Origin of the sequence: Paenibacillus silagei, assembly GCF_017874735.1 — a bacterium.
GTDB lineage: Bacteria > Bacillota > Bacilli > Paenibacillales > Paenibacillaceae > Paenibacillus_AQ > Paenibacillus_AQ silagei.
The window spans coordinates 109873-129641 of the sequence record NZ_JAGGLV010000012.1; the positions used below are offsets into that span (position 1 = coordinate 109873).

A 19769-nucleotide genomic window follows, 5' to 3' on the forward strand; every position below is an offset into this window, starting at 1 on the left:
AGGATTTCCCGATTGTATCTGCTCTTCGCGGTAGAAATCCGGTGACTAGCTGATGCTTACGATGCGAGCTTTCCTGCGGAAAGCTTTCAGGCGGTCGCTAACGCTCCTACAGTTCCAAATTTCCCCTACGCTTCTTTTTGCTTTTCGTTAATTTCATTAGTGCTTCTTATAACAGAAGTTCTAAGATGAAGGATATAGGTGCCAACTATGAACTCTAAGGAATACGGACTTGGCGAGGGTCCAATGGTAAAAGGGAACGGGTACAAGCCCCCCAATCTGCACAGATGGGGACCCGGCGTCCGTGATGTATATGCGCTGCATTATATCGTGAGCGGCAGAGGTTACTTGAAGACCGGCCAGGCGGTACACCCTGTGGAGACGGGTGAGAGCTTTATGATTTTTCCGCAGACGGAGGTGTATTATTATCCTGATCCGCAGGACCCGTGGGCGTATTGCTGGATTGAGTTCAGCGGGGCGGAGACTCTGCGCTTACTTGCCATGATTCATATCTCACCGGACCAGCCCGTTGTAACGGCTGCCCCGCAGGATTTCAGGGATATGTTCGATCAGGTCAAGGGGTATCAACAGGAGCCGTATGCACGGGAGCGCTCGGATGCGGCGCTTCATCTGCTGCTGTCGTATTACATGGAGTATTATCCGAGTGAGCAGGCCAGTCTCAAGAAGGACTATGTAGGGTCAGCGAAGGCCTATATTGAGAGTAACTATTGGAAGTCTTCCTTGTCGGTGCTGGATGTGGTGGAATATGTGTCAATTGAGCGCAGTTACCTGTTCCGGCTGTTCAAAAAAGAGACGGGCACCTCTATCTCCGGCTACCTGACCACCGTGCGCATCCGGCGGGCCTCCGAGCTGCTGGCGGAGTCGCGGTTGTCGGTGAAGTCGTTGTCTTACTCAGTCGGCTACCACGACCCGCTGTACTTCTCGAAGATATTTAAGAAGGTTACTTCGTACACGCCTTCACAGTACAGGAAGGTGTATAGGGAGGGGACACTCATTCTTCCTCCGGCGGATGGGGGTGGGGGTAGCGGATAGGGGCCATTGTAATCGGTTTTCCGATTACATTTCCATCTACGCCACCCATCCAGCTGATTGTAATCGGTTTTCCGATTACATTTCCGGCTACACCACCCATCCAGCTGATTGTAATCGGTTTTCCGATTACATTTCCATCTACGCCACCCATCCAGCTGATTGTAATCGGTTTTCCGATTACATTTCCGGCTACACCACCCGCCCGGCCGATTGTAATCGGTTTTCCGATTACATTTCCGTCCACACCACCCGTCCGGCGCAATGTGATCGGTTTTTCGATTACATTCGGTGACGCTGTTTTTTAGACCAGATCTGGACTTTGAATTGTACCTATGTACTCGTAATATGTAACTCGTGGAGATGTCCCTCTCGCTATAGGGCGGAATTTCCCCTTATCCACCAGCATACGGCTGTATTTAATAATTGTGGTGTAGTGTAACTCAAGCTCTCTCGCTGCATCAATGGGACGAAGGACACGATAGTTACGGATAGCTAACCTCATCAATTCTCGTTCAATTCTGGAATAGGATTTCTCTGTGCTTCTGTTAGCAGTTCCTGCCAACAAATAAGGAGACAGAACGTTCCGCAGTGTGGAGAGGACAAAAGACGGATTCTCTTTCATCTCATCCAACGAGATATAGAGAACCATGTAGTCCTGTGATTGCAGGAAGAGGCCGCGATTCAAGTCCATCCGGTATTTGCTCCGGTCCGTTCCATGCGATCCGTAGTCCATTATCTCAAATGCAATACGCGAGGAACCCGCCATCCACAAAAAATCGATAAAATAGGATCTGCCGCGCCAGTCCTTAACTTCATATTCCGGATGGAGTCCGTGAAAATGTCCGGTAAGCGGCCACCACACACATTCAACGAATAAGCGGTTACCGTAGCTATGCCCCCGCTTAAGTGCATCGAGCCGTTCCCCCTTTCTTCGTTTCAAATGCTTGCTTAACCATTGGTCATGTTCTTCTGTAAAGCCCACTTTAATTCCCTCGCTCTGCAATGAAATTAATCTCTAAACGCACAAAACCCCGCCTCCTTCTGCAAGAGAAGAGAGCGGGGCATTCTTTGCCACGTTTGACATATCTAGCACTAGTGTGCCACTTTTGGTCAGCGAACGCAAGATAAAGATCACAAGGAGCCTTACGGTCCATCTGCAAACGCACATTGTGTTCGCTTTTTCGCCTACATTCGGCCCACGCGCCTCCGCACTAATCAATGTGTTCGCTTTTTCGCCTACATTTGGTCCACGCGCCTCCGCACTAACCAATGTGTTCGCTTTTTCGCCTACATTTGGCCCGCCCACCTACGCACTAACCAATGTATTCGGTTTTTCGACTACATTCGGCCCGCCCACCTCCGCACTAACCAATGTGTTCGGTTTTTCGACTACATTTGCCTGCGCGCCTCCGCACTAACCAATGTGTTCGGTTTTTCGCTTACATTTGGCCCGCCCACCTCCGCATTGCCCATCCCAACAAAAAAGGGCTGCTCCCGGCGCGCATTGCGCCACGGGAGCAGCCCTTAAGTAATTTCGTGCCTGCTCCAGCTTACTCGGCCGGAACGGGTTCCAGCACAGGCTGAAGATCCAGTTGCAGGTCTGGCTCAACCACACTGTCCGGCTGGATCACACTGTCAGTGATAGTGAGGTCCTGGGCGTCGGTGGTTTCCATCAGGGCCGACGAGCCGCCCAGGTATTGCTTCAGCCATTTCAGGGCAGGGCGCTCTGTACCGTTGGAATTCACCAGATGGGTATTGGCTGCCCAGGTCTGATTCTGGATGTAGCCCCACAGGGTTACGCCCTTAACGGAAGGATGGTTCCAGAGCACAGGGAATTTCTGTTGGTATCTGGCAAGCTGGGTGTTGTCATCACCGGTAATATCCAGCTCGGAGACATAGATTGGCAGGCCTGTTGCAGCAAGCTTACCCAGTACAGTATTCATGGTGCTCACACTTACGTTATCCATATTGAAGTAGTGGCACTGAATACCAATACCATCGATCAGTCCTCTGGATTTCAGGATATTGATAATGTTCACGTACTTGTCGGCCGCACTGGGGTCACCGATAATGCCATATTCATTGATGAGCAGCTTGGAATTCGGGAACGCCGCCCGGGCTTGCTGGAAGGACCAGATGACCCAATCCCAGCCGGTGCTTCCATCACCGCCGATGGCATTGCGGTATGAAGGCTTGGCATGCAGTGGTTCATTGACAACATCCACGAAAGCTGACTTGGCCGAATAACGCTGGCCTGCCTGAGTAATAAACGAGCTGATCTCCGCCTTCTGCTCCGCTGCCGGTAAGCCGGCAACCCAGTTAGGCTCCTGGCTTCCCCAGACCAGGGTATGGAACTTGAACGGGATATTTTTGCTAATCGCATAGTTATAGATCATGTCCGCATTGCCCCAGTTCATCTGGTTGCGGTTGCCTTCAATCGCTCCCCATTTGGTGCCGTTCTCAGGCGTTACCTGATTCCAGTAGGTAGTGAAGTTGCCCGGAGCACTGCCTGCAATGATATTCCCCAGGAACTTCGATCCGTTGGTAATTGCTGCACTGGCATTGCCTGCCATCACAGAGGTGAGCAGGACACTCGCTAAGGCGAGCCCGCCCACAACCTTCTTGATTCTATTCTTCAATTGGATACATCTCCTTTTTCTAATTGGGTTCAAATTCAAACAAGCTATTCCAGACGCAGATAATCAAAATCCGCATAGCCGCCCGCTGACTTCGTCGCATAATTGAACAACGCAAACCGGTAGCCCATAAAGTGAGGCAGCGTATAAGACATCTGCAGCGTATTCCCTATGGATGTCCAGTTGTTGCCGTCCAGACTATAGGAGAAGTACGCCTTATCCGTCTGATTAGTGAAATCGCAGAGCACCTTCAGATAGACTCTGTTCTGGTTGAGCGGCACACCCGCCACTTGAGTCATAGACCCGGAGCTGGCATTGACCATCACAATGGATTTGGAATTGCCGGACATTTTCACACCGACGAACCCGTATTTCGCCTGAAAAGCTGCCAGTCCGGCAACGTCCCCGTCCTTCATTCCGCCCGTCTCCAGAGCCGTGACGCCTGTGCTCTTCGGTCCGAACGTCCGCTGGGTCAGCGTGTTCCGGGCATCCAGCAGACTTGTGCTTACCTTGCCGGTCGTCAGCCGCATGAAGCCTTGGCGCTGAGTTAGCGACCACTTCGAGTTATCAGGATTGTGGTTCCACTGCCAGACCTTAGCCAGCCCTGAGCCTGAAGATGGGGCTGTGAACTCGTCTGACGCGTACACCTTCTTCACCGGATACCCTTCGGCAGGCAGGTTCAGGGTCCGCGGCGCCTTGCCCCCGCTTCCGAAAACCGGCCAGTTCCCTGACCAGGTTACCGGCACCAGATACGGCATCCGCCCGACCGCCCCGCTGTCTCTGAAGAGCATCGCGTACCAGGAGCCGGATGGCGTGTCCACGATTCCACCCTGGGCAATGCCCGAGTCGTTAAGTGACACCTGCCCCGTATAGCCTCCAGTTAAGCTGGTGGAGCGGTAGGTCAATTGGGTGCGTCCGCTTCCCGAAGGCCAGCAGATCAGGAACACATAATAATAGCCGTTGATCTTCTGGATATGCGCACCTTCGGCCTTCACGATGAAGCTCGAACCGGCAATATTGCTGGAATTCGGGATGATGACCTGACTGATTCCGCCAGACTTAATCGCCTTGGCATCTGCCGTCAGCTCAATCAGGCTGATATTATCAACTCCGTACACCAGGAAGACCCGGCCATTGTCGAACAGCAGCGACGCATCGTGATAATAGCTGTTCAGGACCGATGAGGTCCAGGGGCCATTTTCAATATTCGAGGTCTGATAGATATAAGTCCGGCCGGTTGAGTTGGACCCGAAGGACACATAGTAGATCCCGTTATTGTACCGGATGCTGCTGGCCCAGGAACCCTTGCCATACTCATTCTGTCCGTTGTTCAGGTTCTGGGCATCCCCGTTCGCATACGTATCGTAGACATAGTTCACGATTTCCCAGTTCACCAGATCATAGGACTTCATGATAGGGACTCCAGGGGTCATATGCATGGTGGTACTGGTCATGTAATACACATTGCCTACCCTGATGACATCATTGTCCGGGGCATCGGCATAGATAAACGGGTTGGTGAAGGTCGCCGCCGCAGCCGTAGAAGGATTGAACAGGATGCCAAGCATGAGCGAAATTGCCAGCAGGTACAGCCCTGCCTTTTTAGCCATAATCCCATTCCTCCCGCCCCATTGCTTCGTCACTGGCTCCATTCAATATAATCCACATAGGCGTCCCAGCTTCCATTGTCCGTAGTTACGACCAGCTTGACCTCCTGATTGCCGGTGGCGTGGGCCACATTGGTCAACGTCTGTACAGAAGGGGTTGTGCCGCTAAAATTGAAGGAGCCAACGTTCACTCCGCCGATCAGCAGATCCACCCGCGCCGTAGAGGAATTGTTAGAAGCCCCCCGGACCGAGAAGTTATGCGTGCCGTAGGCATAATATTGATTGAACGCAGCAGCGTCATCATTCCCGTACAGCGCCACTCCGCTGAAAGGGGAAGTGATCTTGCCCGCATAGGTCCCGCTGAGCGTCATATCCTCCGCTTCCACCTTGCTCACCGGAGGAGGCGTCGTGCCGCCATCACCGCCCGTAGAGAACTGCCAGTAATCAAAGTTGAACAGATTGCCGGAGCCTGATCCGGTGAAGACCAGATAGAGTCTGTGCACTCCTGCCGCATTGCTGACCGTAGTCTGTACCTCCTGCCAGGACTGGGCTCCTCCTGTATTAGGAACATTCAGCGTGCCGACCAGCGGGCCGGTTGCGCTGTCGAGCCGGATTTCGATTTTACCGCCGCCTGTGGCGGAAGCTACATTCGCCTTGAAGCTGGAAGCGCCGGAGGAGCCGAAATCGGCATTGCCCACAGCAACCCAGTCTCCATTGTTAATATTGGTCACATTCATATTGCTGACAGGACCGCCCGCAGCCTGCGTACGTTCCGTTGTAATGCCTGCATTCCAGCCGATCGTCTCAGCTTCCACCCGGGTGTACGGATTGAGATTGGCAATCTGTGCGATGCCCGCCATGTCTCCCTGAACCTCCTGGATGGTTCCGTTCGAATTATGGACCAGCTTGTTGATATGCGGAGAACGGTAGCCTTTGCCGTCACCGAGGACAGCCTTCGCCACAGTCTGAGCGTGATAGACTACATACCATTGATTGTTGAAGTTAAATACCGCATGGTGGTTGTTGCCGCCTACCCCGAAGAAGGTGTAAGGATTCTTCAGGAAATGTCCGGTGTACGTAAAAGGTCCCATCGGACTGTTGCTGACCATGTACCCGATTTCACCTGCCGGATAGGCAGCCGGGTGCGTGCCGGAGAAGTTGAAGCAATACGAGTAATAATACTTGCCGCCGTACTTGTGGATGCCCGAATCCTCGAACATATAGGGAGCATCAATAGTGGATGCGCTTCCAACAATGCTGGTCATATCCGCACCCAGTCTCAGCACGCGGGCTGTCTTGGGACTCGCGATAGATGCCGGGTCCGAAGTGTTGGGGATGCCCCCGCCTGCATACAGGTAGCCGCTGCCGTCGTCATCGACCAGCACCGCCGGGTCAAACAGCCAGGTCACCCCGGACATTCCCGGCGTACTGCCTGTCACCAGCGCTTTGCCCAGCGGATCGGACCATGGGCCAATCGGAGAGTTGGCTGTCAGTACCCCGATGCCTGATGCCCCGTTGGCGAAGTACAGGAAGAACTTGTCCTGTCCGTTGATTTTCTTCACGGCTGCTGAAGGCGCCCAGGAGAGCGAGGCCCATTTGGCAATACCCGCAGAACCGTTGACATTATTGGCTCCGGCTACCGGGATGGCGCCATGGTCTGTCCAGTTCACCATATCTGCCGAAGAGATGACATTAATTTTGTTCAGTGCGCTGAAATCATTATCCTTTACCGTTCCGTTGCTGTTATAGACATAGGCATCACTCGACATATAGATATAGACTCTTCCGTTATACGTCAATGCGAAGGGATCGGCACCCAGCTTGTGGTCCATCAGCGGATTGGAATTTCCCGGCTGTTTGGCTGTGGCATTCCCTGCCGCCTGAGCAGACAGCATAGGCAGACAGCCCAGCAGCAGAACAAAGGTGATCGCAAGCACCGAGAGCTTTTTGAACATCGGCATTCTCCTCCATTACAATTTTTTGTAAACCCTTTCAATCGGATGCGTTACTTATGCCGGAAGCTCACAATCCTCCCCTCCTATTGAATTACTTGAATGAATCTACTAATATTTGTTATTCGAGATCATCTTAATATACTTCTGTCCAATGAACAATGTAGATTTTTGTTTGAAAAGTTGAAATTTTTTGGTTTTTTTGTCTTAATATTTGCGGTTGTTGATCTCTATTACAGCCAGCTCCTGGGTGTATATATCCTCCGGGGTCACCATCCGCTTCGGCAGGGTCCGGCCGGCCATAATCTCCTTCACGGCCTGCATCAGCAGAGGCCCGAGCAGCGGATTACATTCGACCACCGCGTTGATGCTTCCCGCCACCATCTGCTCGAATGCCCGCCGCGTCCCGTCCACCGACACAATGATTATATCCTCCCCCGGCACAAGCCCGGCCTCCTTAATGGCCTCTACCGCGCCGATCGCCATATCGTCATTGTGGGAATAGAGTACGCGGGGCCACTGCTCCTTCGGCTGCTGCAGGAAGGTCTTCATCACCTCATGACCACCGCTGCGCGTGAAATCCGCCGGGGCGCTCAGGGTAATCCGCAGGTTCGGCTGATCCGCGATCAGCTTGCGGAACCCGCGCCCGCGGTCGATGGACGGCGTTGAGCCTACGGTTCCCTGCAATTCGGCAATGCGGATCTCTTCGCTGTGATGGCGCATCTTGTCCCTCACATACTTGGCCGCCTTCACCCCTTCTTCGTAGAAGTCAGAGCCGATGAACGTGACATAGAGCGAGCTGTCCGGTACATTCACTGAACGGTCCAGGATAATCACCGGAATTCCAGCCTGCTTAATCTCCAGCAGAATCGGCTCCCAGCCGGTCTGCACCACAGGCGCAATGGCGATCACATCGACCCCGCTGCGGATAAAAGAGCGGATGGCCTCGAACTGCTGCTGCTGATCCTGCTCGGCGTTCTTCAGCAGCAGCGTAATCCCCGCCTCCCCGGCGGCTTCGCGGATCGAGGCGGTGTTCGCTTCCCGCCAGGTACTCTCCGACCCGAGCTGGGAGAAGCCCAGCACGATAGGCTTGTTGTCAGCGGCAATCTCCGCTGCGGATGGCAGCAGGCCTGTAAGGGCCGCCGGAGAAGGCTCGGACATGGGAATCGACTGTGGCCCGCCGTTATTTCCCCCACCCGTGCAGCCGCCCGTCAGCATCAGTGTTAGGACGAAGAACAGCAGCACCAGGCATTCTTTTACTGTTCGCAAGCAGATCCCCCCTTCCGTATGATAGCGATTACAATTATATAGCAAGTGGAAACGGTTTTACCATCCTTTTACAGGACGGTACCGTTTCGGCGAGAAATAGAAGGATAATGTATAGCGTGAAACATATACTTTCTTATATTTCAAAAAAATGGAGAGACAATTATAAATTGTCTCTCCTCTCCATGCGCAGTGCTTATTCTTTTAAAGTCAGCCGCCTGGAGCTTAGCACCCGCTGCAGCAGGATGAAGATGAACAGCAGCAGGCCGATGACGATCTTCGTCCACCAGGAGCTGAGTGTGCCCTCGAAGCTGATAATCGTCTGAATTACGCCTTGAATCAGTACACCGAAGAAGGTGCCCAGCACATATCCTACACCTCCGGTCAGCAGTGTGCCGCCAATGACGACAGCCGCAATCGTGTCCAACTCGAAGCCTACGGCATGAAGCCCGTACCCCGACAGCATGTAAAAGGTGAACACCACGCCTGCCAGCGCCGAGCATAGTCCGCTAAGCGTATAGACCAGCACCTTGGTTCTCGCTACGGGCAGCCCCATCAGCAGCGCCGATTGCTCACTGCCCCCAAGGGCATACACATTGCGCCCGAACCGGGTATAGTGAGCCGTGAAGATAGCGACTGCTACGACAAGTATAGCGATAACAGCGCTGATGGAGAGGAAGCTGCCGCCCGGCAGCGGAATTCGCGTCTGAGCCATAGCGGTATAGAAGGTATTATCAATAGTAATGGTATCGATGCTGATCACATAACATAAGCCCCGGGCCAGGAACATTCCGGCCAGTGTGACGATGAACGGCTGGATGGAGAAATAATGAATAATCGCTCCCATAGCCGTGCCGAATACCGCACCCATCAGGAGCACAAGCGGGATCACCACGGCGGGCGGCCAGCCCTGCTGCTGTACCAGGCTCGCCGAGACCATCGTGGATAACGCAATCACCGAGCCGACCGACAGATCGATACCGCCGGACAGAATAACGAAGGACATGCCCACCGCCGTGATTAGCAGAAAGGCATTGTCCACCAGCAGATTCATCAGCACCTGAAGGGAGAAGAACCCGGTGTACCGGAAGGAACCGGCGGTGAACATGACGATGAACAGCAGAATGGTGACAACAATCGGAATATACTTGCGGTTAAGAGGCATGACGGCTCATCTCCTTCTCAGCGGGGTAATGCCGCGACTTCCAGCGGGCGGCAATCGCGGCGCGGAAGGTATCCGACTGGATCAGACAGACGGCCAGGACGACACAGGCCTTAACAACCAGCGTAATCTCCGGCGGCACACCGATCATATAGATGGTGGTGGTCAGCGTCTGGATGATCAGCGCTCCGATCACGGTGCCGGTAAGATAGAAGCGGCCGCCGTTCAGCGACGTCCCGCCGATGACCACGGCCAGAATAGCGTCCAGCTCATACCAGAGACCGGCATTATTGCCGTCAGCGCTGGAGACATTCGAGCTAAGCAGCAGGCCGGCGATACCGGCGCATAAGCCGCAGAACACATAGACAGACAAGATAACTAAGTGGGCACGGATGCCGGACATCTTACTGGCGGCCGGATTGCAGCCCACCGATTCGATGAACAGGCCGAGGGCCGTCCGCCGGGTAAGCAGCAGAGCGATCACCAGAACCAGAGCTACGACAAAAATAGAAAAAGGCAGCGCAGCCAGTGAACCGGACCCGATGTACGCATACTTAGTGCTGGTTACCGTAATAATCTGTCCGCCGGTAATGAGCTGGGCGATGCCCCTTCCCGCAACCATCAGAATCAGCGTGGCAATAATCGGCTGAATCCCGGCCCCGGAGACCAGCAGTCCGTTCCAGGCCCCCAGCATCAGGGACAAGCCTGCGGCGAGCAGCACCGAGGTCAGGATCAGCCCCAGACTGTTCTGATCCGCTCCCCTGCTGATACTCAAGCATGCGATAGCGCCCGAGATAGCTACTATGGAACCGACCGACAGGTCGATCCCCTTGGTAGCGACTACCAGCGTCATTCCGATAGCTACGAGGATCAGCGGGGCACCGAAGTTCAGTATGTCGATCAAGCTGCCGTATAAATGCCCGTCATGGACGGTGATCGAGAAGAAATCCGGCGAATAACACAGGTTGAACAACAGCAGTGCAGCCAGAACGCACAGCGGCCAGAATAAGTGATGCTTCATTATTGAGCTCATGATCGGTTCAGCCTCCCGCAATCGCCTGCATAATCTGCTGCTGGCTCATGTCCTTCTCTGAAATTTCCTTCACCTTGCGGCGGTCGCGCAGAATGGCGATCCGGTCGCTGACCCGCAGCACCTCCTCCAGCTCCGAGGAGATGAACAGGAACGACATCCCCTGCCGGGAGAGCGTCAGCACCAGCTTCTGAATCTCTGCCTTGGCTCCGATGTCGATGCCCCGCGTCGGCTCATCGAGGATGAACAGCTCCGGCTCCGTCAGCAGCCAGCGGGCCAGCAGCACCTTCTGCTGATTGCCGCCGCTGAGGTTCTTGATCAGCTGGTCCGGGCTGGGAGGGTTGATATTCAGCATACGGATGTATTCTCCGGCCAGCTCCTCCTGCCGCTTGCGCGGGATCGTCTTGAACATCCCGTCCTTGGCCTGGAGCGCCAGAATAATGTTCTCTCTTACTGTCAGATCGCCGATGATCCCCTCGGTCTTGCGGTTCTCCGAGCAGAAGGCGATCCGCCGTCCTATGGCTTCCCGGGGGGAGTGCACCCCGCCGCCAGTTGACGGCAGGATCACTTGCCCGAAGTCCGGCTTGTCGGCACCGAACAACAGGCGTGCCGCCTCCGTCCGCCCGGAACCCAGCAGCCCGGCCAGTCCGACGACCTCTCCCTTGCGGATCGCCAGGTCGAACGGCTCGATCCCGCCCCGGCGGCCCAGCCCTTCCGCCCTCAGCAGCTCATCGCCCAGGCTGTTCTTGTCCTGTGCCGCAAGCGTTGGCAGCTCATCCAGCAGATGAAGCTCCTTGCCGATCATTTTGAGTACGAGATCCAGGCGGCTTAGCTCGTTCGCCATGTATTCACCGACCAGCTCGCCGCCGCGCAGAATGGTGACCCGGTCGGAGATTTCATACATCTGGTCCAGAAAATGCGTCACAAACAGGATCGACAGCCCCTCCTGCTGAAGCTTCCTCATAATGCGGAACAGCTGATCCACTTCGTTCTGATCCAGGCTTGAGGTCGGCTCATCGAGAATCAGCACCTTCGCCGAGATATTCAGCGCTCTGGCAATGGCAACCAATTGCTGAACCGCTACAGAGTAGCTCTGTAGAGGCAGGGTGACGTCAATGTGCAGATTCATCCGTTCCCGGAGCAGCTCCGCTGCCCGCAGGTTCATCTGCTTCCACTGGATGCAGCCGAACCGCCGCGGCTCCCGGCCGATGAAGATATTCTCGGCCACGGTCAGGTTGGGGCACAGATTCACCTCCTGATACACGGTGCTGATGCCCGCAGCCTGCGACTCCTGCGGGCTGCGCATGGAGATCGCTGTGCCCTCCATCTCTACAAGGCCCTCGTCAATCGAATAGACGCCGGTCAACACCTTGATCAAGGTGGACTTGCCGGCGCCGTTCTCGCCCATCAAGGCATGAACCTCGCCGGGGAACAGGCGCAGACTCACATCTGTCAGAGCTTTCACCCCCGGAAACCGTTTATGGATCCGGGTCATTTGCAGTATGGGCTGCTGTGTGCTCATAGCTATATCCACTCCTTCTTCTCCATAGACAACCGCTCCGGCGGTTCAAGGACCGCCGGAGCAAGTTTTCTACCCGACTTACTGCTATATAAAACGCACTTAAGGTTTGAACTCGAAGCTTGGTCGTCACTGCGGTGAACATTTGGACTTCCGGCCGCTGCCCGTCAACAGATTTCTTGATTTAATCCGCTCTTCGCGGTTGAAATCCGTTGACAAAGGCGGACGCTGCCGCTCCTCCAGTTCCAAATTTCCCCTCCGCTTCTTTTTGCTTTTCGTTAATTTCTTTAGTGTGTCTTATATAGTATTTAATACTGGCGGCTAGGCAAAGCTTCCTTGGCCTGCTCGGAAGTGAAGGTGGTCTCCTCGGTCACGATCCGGGCCTCTACCGGCTTGCCGTCGACCACATCTTTAACTACCTGCATCAGCTGAGGTCCAAGCAGCGGGTTGCACTCGACGATGAAGTTGATTTTACCTTCACTGGCCGCCTGCATGCCGTCCTTCACGGCATCGACAGAGATAATCTTGATATCCTGGCCCGGCTTCAAGCCTGCTGCTTCAATCGCCTGAATCGCCCCCAGCGCCATATCGTCGTTATGGGCATACAGCACATCGATATCCTTATTGGCCTTCAGGAAGGCCTGCATGACTTCCTTGCCCTTGGCGCGGGTGAAGTCGCCGGTCTGTGAAGCGATGACCTTGAGGTGCGGGTTATCCTTGATGGTCTCGGCGAAGCCTGCCATCCGGTCATTGGCCGGAGCAGAGCCTGTAGTTCCCTGCAGCTCCACAATATTAATGTCCTCTGAGGCATCCTTATACTGCTCGGTCAGCCACTTCCCTGCCTTGCGGCCTTCTTCCACGAAATCGGAGCCCAGGAAGGTAACATACAGTGAGGTATCCTTGGAATCCACCGCACGGTCTGTCAGAACAACCGGGATGCCCGCAGCCTTAGCCTCCTTCAGCACCGTATCCCAGCCGGATTCTACTACCGGAGAGAAGGAGATGACATCGACCTTTTGCTGGATAAAAGAACGCAGTGCCTTGATCTGATTCTCCTGCTTCTGCTGGGCATCCGAGAATTTCAGCGTGTAGCCTGCTTCCTTGGCTGAATCCTGAATGGACTTCGTATTCGCGCTGCGCCAGCCGCTCTCCGCCCCAACCTGTGAGAAGCCGAGCGTGATGTCCTTGGCCTCTTTGGTGGCATCTGCCGCCGGCGCCTTCGTTGCTGCACTGTCTGTCTTACCCGCATCCGCCGCCGTGTTCCCGCCGTTATTGCTGCTGCATGCCCCTAACAGGGTCATGGACAGGGTCAGGGCCAGCACAGCGCCCACTTTTCCAAGCTTCTTCATATCTCCTTATTCCTCCCCCTTGACGTTCACCTTGTTCCGGTGTTGTGCCCATTATAGAACGCTTACAGAAGAGCATTATACGGGCAGCCTTTGGCGTTTACTTTCTAATTTTGGGTTTATTCCCTCCTAATAGGTATTTTGGTGTACTTTTTTATTCAAAAGGTGGATATTTTGTTTGCGCTTTCTTTTTTGTTTCGGTATTCCAATATTTGTTATAAAATAGAGTTAGGAACGGCATCTACTCTACTTGTGAAAGGGAATTCCCGATAATGCGGATTACACGCTGGATCTCCTCCAGTCTTAGAGCCAAACTGCTGGCTTTGTTCATAGTGCTGTCCACCATACCGCTGATTGCCGTCGGCCTCATTTCCTACCAGAAATCCTACCAATCCATTTCCAGTCACAGCAAGGCTTCAAGCATGCTTCAGGCCGAAATGCTGGGAACGAATATGGACAACCTGTTCAAGGATACCGAGCGTCTGCTGGAGCTTAGCAATAATCCTCAGGTCATCCACTTTCTGTTCTCACAGTCGGAGACCTATCAGGAGGCCAAGGACATTCTGCAGACCTTTACCCTCTACCGGGACACCTACAAGTATGAGAATGTGCTCAACATCAGCCTGATTAATCTGTACGGCAAAGGCATCAGCGAGCGCCGGGGAATCTTCCAGTCGGCCAGCAACCCGCTGCGCAATCCGCATTTTCAGGCGTTATCCCAGAATCCGGAGCTGATCCTCCGGGTGCCCCCGCCGCTGATAACCGGCTATGACCGGGTGGACGGATTCACCTACGGGGACGAGGGCGTGATCTCGATTATGACGGCGGTCAAGCAGCGGATTACGCATGAGGTCATCGGTTATATCATTGTGGATCTGAGCGATTCCTTCATTAAAGAGTTCTGCGACAAGGTGACGATCGGCACTACCGGATTCTTCTACCTGCTGGACGAGCAGAACAATCCCCTCTATGTTCCTCCTGTGAGGGCGGGAGAACTTGCCGTTATTCAGGACAACCTGATTCCTGCGGGGGAACGGGGCAGAAGCGGCAGCTTCGTGCTTCAGACGGGCGGACCGCCCCGGTTCATCGTCCATACCTCCTCGCTTGCAACAGGCTGGACGATTATCGGCATAGCCCCGCTGCAGGAGATCGTGGCCGAGGCGAACCGGATCAGGCAGCTGATTATTATCAGCGTGGGCTTAAGCATTATTTTTGCGATCACGCTCCATTATCTGTTGACCCGGCGGCTAACCCGGCCCATCCAGCTGCTCCAGCACAAGATGCGCCTGACCGCAAGTGGCTATCTGGAAGCCAAAGTCAAGCCGGACGGTACCGATGAGATCGCCGATCTCGGGCAGAGCTTCAACATTATGGTGGAGCAGATCAAAGAGTTGCTGGCCCAGAGCATCCGTAAGCAGCAGCAGCTGCAAAAGGCAGAGCTGCGGACGCTTCAGGCGCAGATTAACCCTCATTTTCTATATAACACGCTGGATTCTATTGTCTGGATGGCGGAAGCGGGGAATCACGATGGCGTGATCCGGCTGGTGAAGGCGTTATCCGCGTTCTTCCGGCTTAGTCTCAACAACGGGCGCGACTGGATACAGATCCGCTCCGAGCTTGCCCATGTGCAGAGCTATCTGATCATCCAGCAGATGCGCTACCACGACATCCTGGAGTTCAAGGTGGAGGTGGCGGAGGAGCTGCAGGAGTATCCGATTCTGAATATGACCCTGCAGCCGCTGGTTGAGAACGCCCTGTATCACGGAATTAAGAATAAGCGGGGCATGGGACTCATCCGCATTGGCGGGTACACCGACGGAGGCACCATTATGCTTACGGTCTCGGACAATGGCATCGGCATCCCCGCCGGGCGGCTGGAGGCGCTAAGGGAATCGGTTGAGCATCCCATTCAGTCGGAGGAACCCGAGGACACCGGCCAGGGCGGCTTCGGCCTGCAGAATGTGCATCAGCGGCTGCGGCTGTATTTCGGGCCCGAATATGGTATCCGTCTGGACAGCTCGGAAGGCTATGGCACACAGATTACGGTTCGCATACCCAAGAACAGGGGGGTCTAGTGATGAAGAAGATTATGCTGGTGGATGACGAGATCCTGATCCGCGAGAATATTCGGGAATGTATCGATTGGGAGAAGGAGGGCTTCCTCTATTGCGGTGACGCTCCCGACGGTGAGCTGGCGCTGCCTATTATTGAAGCGCAGCTGCCCGACATTCTGATTACCGATATCAAAATGCCGTTCATGAACGGCCTGGAGCTTACCTCTGTCGTCCGCCAAAAATTCCCGCAGATCAAAATCATCATTCTCAGCGGCCATGATGACTTCCAGTATGCCCAGCAGGCGCTGCGCCTGGGGGTCGAGGATTACTGCCTGAAGCCGTTCAGCGCAGCCGACCTGCTGCAGCTTCTGCGCAGCGTCAGCGCCCGGATTGATGAGGAATTACGGATCAGGCACAAATATGCCTACACCCCCGAGAATCTGTTCGCCGATCTGTGCGGAGGCCTGATCAGCACCGCTGCCGCCTATGAAGCGGCGGCCCAGCTTGAGCTGCAGTTAACAGCTCCTTACTACGCCGCCGCTATATTTACTCTGCATCCGCCCAATATGGAGGAGTCCCCGGAGCTTCCCCCTGCTTCACCGGATGCTGAGGCGCTGTTAGCGGGCCTGCTCAAGGAGGCGGCCGACAGCTTCATCTACAAGCGCAGCCGCATGGAGATGGTTCTGATCTATAAAGGCAGTGATCCGCTCCGGATGAACCATACTCTGGATGACCTGTGTGCGGCTGCGAAGAAGCGGCTGAGGGAAGGCTGCGGGCTGGAGCTGTCCGTCAGCCGGGGCAAGGTCTGCGAACGTCTTCAGGGCATTCACCTCTCCTATCTGGAGGCCGAGAATGACCGGATGTTCAAGCAGATGTCCAGAATGCATTCCGCCGCCATGCTTGAGGCGTATTATGACCCTAGCGCCCATGGAGTTCTGCTCGACAGAAGCCGGCTGGTCCAGTTCCTGAAGTCAGGCGACCACAGGCAGATGACCGGATTCCTGCTGGAGCTGTCGAAGGAGCTTGAACAGATGAACTGGGACTCAGGATATGCCTGTTACCTGATGAACGATATCACCCTGGAGCTGGTCCAGACAGCGAAGAACGGATTCCGCGCAGCCGCAGGCCACGCCGGCATACTCCAAGAATTGCAGACACAGCTGAAGCAAATCTCCAGTAGTAATGACGGCCTTCAGTATCTCAAGCAGTTATACGAGCGGCTATGGGAATGGCGTTCCGAAGGAGCAGACAAGCACCGTGAGCTGATTGACAGGGTGAAGCAATATATCCGTGAGCAATACGACAAAGAGCAGCTCTCCCTGAATGACATCTCCAAGGTGGTCAGGGTCAGTCCCAGCCATCTGAGCAAGACCTTCAGTCAGGCGACCGGGCAGACCATCACGGAATTCCTGACGGCTACACGTATGGACCGGGCCAAGGAGCTGCTGAAATCCACGGGGCACAAAACCTTTGAAATCGCCTATCTGGTCGGCTACAACGATCAGCATTATTTCTCCAATCTGTTCAAAAAAGTAACGGGGATGACGCCCATGGAGTTCCGCAGGCAGGGAAATACCGGGGAGCAGCTGCACACGATCCGCAGAGGGGCGGGACATGCGTGAGCGTAAACAGGCTTAGGGGATGGTCCGTGGTTCTCCTGCTCCTGACGGCAGGCTTCCTGCTTGGCGGCTGTCTTATGGCAGCCGGAGCAGCGGATATTCCTGAGAAGACAACGGGAGATTTTCCGTTAAGTGCAGGTGAAGAACCTCCGCTGACCTTCGGCATTATCTACCCTATGGTGAATGCCACTTACGAGATGATCACCGGAAAAGCGGAAGCGGTAGCGCGGAAGCATAATGTAGAGCTGCTGGTGCAAGCTCCCGATGAAGCCAATCTGGAGCAGCAGATCCGCATCATGGAGATGATGATTAAGCGGGGGGTAGACGGCATTGCGATTGCTCCGGTGGATTCGCAGGCGCTCACCGCCATGATTAACAAAGCGGCCGCCCAAGGAATTCCTGTGGTCTGCTTCGAATCGGATTCGCCTGCCAGCCGGAGAGCAGCCTATATCGGGGCGGATAACCGGGCAACCGGCGCAGTGATGGGACAGACGGTGGAACGTCTGCTAAGCGGCAAAGGAATGATTCTGGTCGAGTCCGGAATGTCCCGGATGCAGAGCACCCGGGAACGTCTGCTGGGACTTGAGACTTACCTGACTCAGCATACGGACATTGATGTACTGGAGATCCGTCACAACGACGGCAGTGAGGAGCGGGCTGCCGGGCAGCTGGAGCAGATGATCTCGGATCATCCCCATTTCAGCGCTCTGGTGAATCTGGATTTCGTCTCCAGCACCAGCTCTGTCCTAGTCTGGAAGGCCAAGGGGCTGAAGCGTTATAACCTCGCCCTCGGCCTGACCCCGGCCTTGCAGCAAGCGCTGGATAACGGCCAGATTACCCGTGTAATCTCACAGAACGAGCAGAACTGGGGTGAGGATATCATCAACACGCTGCTTCTACAGGCCAAGAATATAGACACAGCCAAATGGATCAACACGGATATTGCGATTATTGGGGAGTAGCCATTAATAAGACCCGGCGCTCAGCTTCAGAATCGTGCCGGTGGAAGCCGGAAGGACGTCGGCATAGCTCCCCAGTCCGAAATAGAAATCGCCACCCTGTTCCTCGAAGGAACGGGCGAACGTATCCCGGCTGAAGTGGAAGACCTCGCTCCAGCCTTCCCCGCCGGCTGCGAAGCTGGAGGTGCTTTTGTGGTAGACGTAATTCGTATATTGTCCCGAGGCTTCCTTGACATAACCGAGCACATATACTGTCTCCCCGCGCTCCAGAATATCCATAGGCACTACAGCAGAGTCAGGCAACAGCTCCTTGCGCACATTCTGGAAGTTGGCCGCTGCCGAGTACAGCCCTTGCGGGATAGATTGATGGTCGTTATAGATCACACCCGGAATATAGAGCAGCCGGTCGTTCACCGGGGTCGTACGCAGGAGCTTCAGCCAAGGCTGGCCGCTGACACCGGGAACATTCACTTCACCCGCTTTCATAACGAAGCTGAGACCCGGGAACAACTGGGTACTGGTAAAAGTCAGCTTGGACGTCTGAATTCCCCCGCTTGTGCTCTGCTTGATGGAGGTCATATACCCCTTTTCATTTGGAATCCCCTGGGTCTTCCCTGCCGTGGCTGAGGACGCATACAGTGTATCGCCCAGCTCGAACAGATTGTAGGCACGCATAATACCGTATTGGGAGACCGTGCCGAAGCGGGTCCAGGTCGCTCCCCTGTTCGAAGATACGTAAATCAAGGGCCCTTCGTTAGCGCCCAGTGCTGCGTACAGCTTGCCTTTGTAGTAAGCCATATCGTATACATGGATGCCTCCGGGAATGTTCATGTATTGGTCCCAGTGATCCCCGTTCAGGCGATAAAAATTCCCGTAAGCCCACCCCGGTACTCTGGAGTCATGCCCGGGAATATACAGCTCCCCGTTCAGCACCTTGAAGGTATCGATCTGCTCATCCATGACATAGACATTGGTGGTCACCTTGCCTGTCGCCGGGTTCGTATACGTAACATCCTGCACAGAGAATTTATTCTGGGCAAGATCCCAGTAATAGATTGGAACCGGCCCCGCATTGGACGAAGGCGCATTGTTGCTGCTGTTGCCGTGGCCCAGATAGATTTTTCCGCCAAAAAGCTGCATGTCCCAGACATTACGCGCATAAACCGCTTTCTTGAACGGGCTGCCCAGCACTGTAATGGAAGAACTGACGTCCACAGCAGCCAGAGCTGCTGCCCCTGTCCCGATCACCTGTCCACTCTGGACAGGCGAAGCCAGTACCTGCTCCCCTCCCGCATATGATACAGCACCCAGCAGCATAAGCCCCGTACACAATTGGCTTATATGTTTTATTACTCCATACATAGTAAATCCTCCTAATCTTTGGAATGAAGCAATGATAAACTAATTATTTGTAAAAAAGAAGATGCAGAGGAAATATTAGTACTTCCGGTATAACAGCAAGGTAAACGTGTAGCGGCAGGTCTGGGCGGGAAGACCCAGAGTTGCGGGATGCGGGATGAGGGATGCTATGTGGAGACCCAGAGATAGGCAGGATACGCGATGTTTATT

General features: G+C 54.6%; 15 protein-coding genes. 4 read left to right on the plus strand and 11 right to left on the minus strand.

Annotated features, from left to right (window positions below; genetic code table 11):
• Window positions 1-207: 207 nt before the first annotated feature.
• On the plus strand, window positions 208-1050 hold the full coding sequence (locus J2Z70_RS18535) for a helix-turn-helix domain-containing protein (RefSeq protein ID WP_209875719.1): 843 nt from the start codon (window positions 208-210) through the stop codon (window positions 1048-1050).
• Here J2Z70_RS18535 and J2Z70_RS18540 read toward each other — a convergent pair.
• From J2Z70_RS18540 to J2Z70_RS18585, 10 genes are all read right to left on the minus strand, one after another.
• Window positions 1010-1312 carry a hypothetical protein gene (locus J2Z70_RS18540; protein WP_209875721.1) on the minus strand — a complete coding sequence of 101 codons (303 nt, stop codon included), beginning with the start codon at window positions 1310-1312 and terminating at the stop codon, window positions 1010-1012. The two genes, J2Z70_RS18535 and J2Z70_RS18540, sit on opposite strands and share 41 nt — an antisense overlap.
• Before the next feature lie 39 nt (window positions 1313-1351).
• Window positions 1352-2053: a hypothetical protein gene (locus J2Z70_RS18545; protein ID WP_245368342.1), complete on the minus strand. Its 702-nt coding sequence runs from the start codon at window positions 2051-2053 to the stop codon at window positions 1352-1354.
• A 547-nt stretch (window positions 2054-2600) separates the two neighbouring features.
• Window positions 2601-3689, minus strand: coding sequence for an endo-1,4-beta-xylanase (locus tag J2Z70_RS18550; protein WP_245368343.1), 1089 nt, complete (start codon window positions 3687-3689; stop codon window positions 2601-2603).
• Between the two features lie 44 nt (window positions 3690-3733).
• The gene (locus J2Z70_RS18555; protein ID WP_209875723.1) at window positions 3734-5296 is read right to left on the minus strand and encodes a glycoside hydrolase family 43 protein; all 1563 of its coding nucleotides are present in this window, start codon (window positions 5294-5296) and stop codon (window positions 3734-3736) included.
• Between the two features lie 29 nt (window positions 5297-5325).
• Entirely contained in the window at window positions 5326-7248 is a 1923-nt protein-coding gene (locus J2Z70_RS18560) for a carbohydrate-binding protein (RefSeq protein WP_209875725.1), read from the minus strand.
• A gap of 204 nt (window positions 7249-7452) precedes the next feature.
• Entirely contained in the window at window positions 7453-8514 is a 1062-nt protein-coding gene (locus J2Z70_RS18565) for an ABC transporter substrate-binding protein (RefSeq protein WP_245368344.1), read from the minus strand.
• 193 nt (window positions 8515-8707) lie between these two features.
• Window positions 8708-9676 (minus strand): galactofuranose ABC transporter, permease protein YjfF, encoded by a 969-nt coding sequence (gene yjfF, locus J2Z70_RS18570; protein WP_209875727.1) that lies wholly within the window; start codon window positions 9674-9676, stop codon window positions 8708-8710.
• Window positions 9666-10706 carry an ABC transporter permease gene (locus J2Z70_RS18575; protein WP_245368345.1) on the minus strand — a complete coding sequence of 347 codons (1041 nt, stop codon included), beginning with the start codon at window positions 10704-10706 and terminating at the stop codon, window positions 9666-9668. Before J2Z70_RS18575 ends, yjfF begins: the two co-directional genes overlap by 11 nt.
• Window positions 10707-10713: 7 nt before the next feature.
• Entirely contained in the window at window positions 10714-12225 is a 1512-nt protein-coding gene (locus J2Z70_RS18580) for a sugar ABC transporter ATP-binding protein (protein WP_209875729.1), read from the minus strand.
• Between the two features lie 305 nt (window positions 12226-12530).
• Window positions 12531-13571 carry an ABC transporter substrate-binding protein gene (locus tag J2Z70_RS18585; protein WP_209875731.1) on the minus strand — a complete coding sequence of 347 codons (1041 nt, stop codon included), beginning with the start codon at window positions 13569-13571 and terminating at the stop codon, window positions 12531-12533.
• 269 nt (window positions 13572-13840) lie between these two features.
• On the opposite strand from J2Z70_RS18585, the gene J2Z70_RS18590 reads away from it, so the two are divergent.
• The 3 genes from J2Z70_RS18590 to J2Z70_RS18600 are packed head-to-tail and all read left to right on the plus strand — an operon-like array spanning window position 13841 to window position 18203.
• Window positions 13841-15643 carry a cache domain-containing sensor histidine kinase gene (locus tag J2Z70_RS18590; protein ID WP_209875733.1) on the plus strand — a complete coding sequence of 601 codons (1803 nt, stop codon included), beginning with the start codon at window positions 13841-13843 and terminating at the stop codon, window positions 15641-15643.
• Window positions 15644-15645: 2 nt separating this feature from the next.
• On the plus strand, window positions 15646-17244 hold the full coding sequence (locus tag J2Z70_RS18595; protein ID WP_209875735.1) for a response regulator transcription factor: 1599 nt from the start codon (window positions 15646-15648) through the stop codon (window positions 17242-17244).
• Complete coding sequence (locus tag J2Z70_RS18600) at window positions 17241-18203, plus strand: sugar ABC transporter substrate-binding protein (protein ID WP_342593026.1); 963 nt, start codon at window positions 17241-17243, stop codon at window positions 18201-18203. The genes J2Z70_RS18595 and J2Z70_RS18600 overlap by 4 nt, the downstream gene beginning before the upstream one ends.
• 3 nt (window positions 18204-18206) lie before the next feature.
• On the opposite strand, the gene J2Z70_RS18605 is transcribed toward J2Z70_RS18600, so the two are convergent.
• A complete protein-coding gene (locus J2Z70_RS18605) occupies window positions 18207-19562 on the minus strand; it encodes a hypothetical protein (protein ID WP_209875737.1) in 1356 nt (451 codons plus the stop codon).
• Window positions 19563-19769 lie beyond the last annotated feature (207 nt).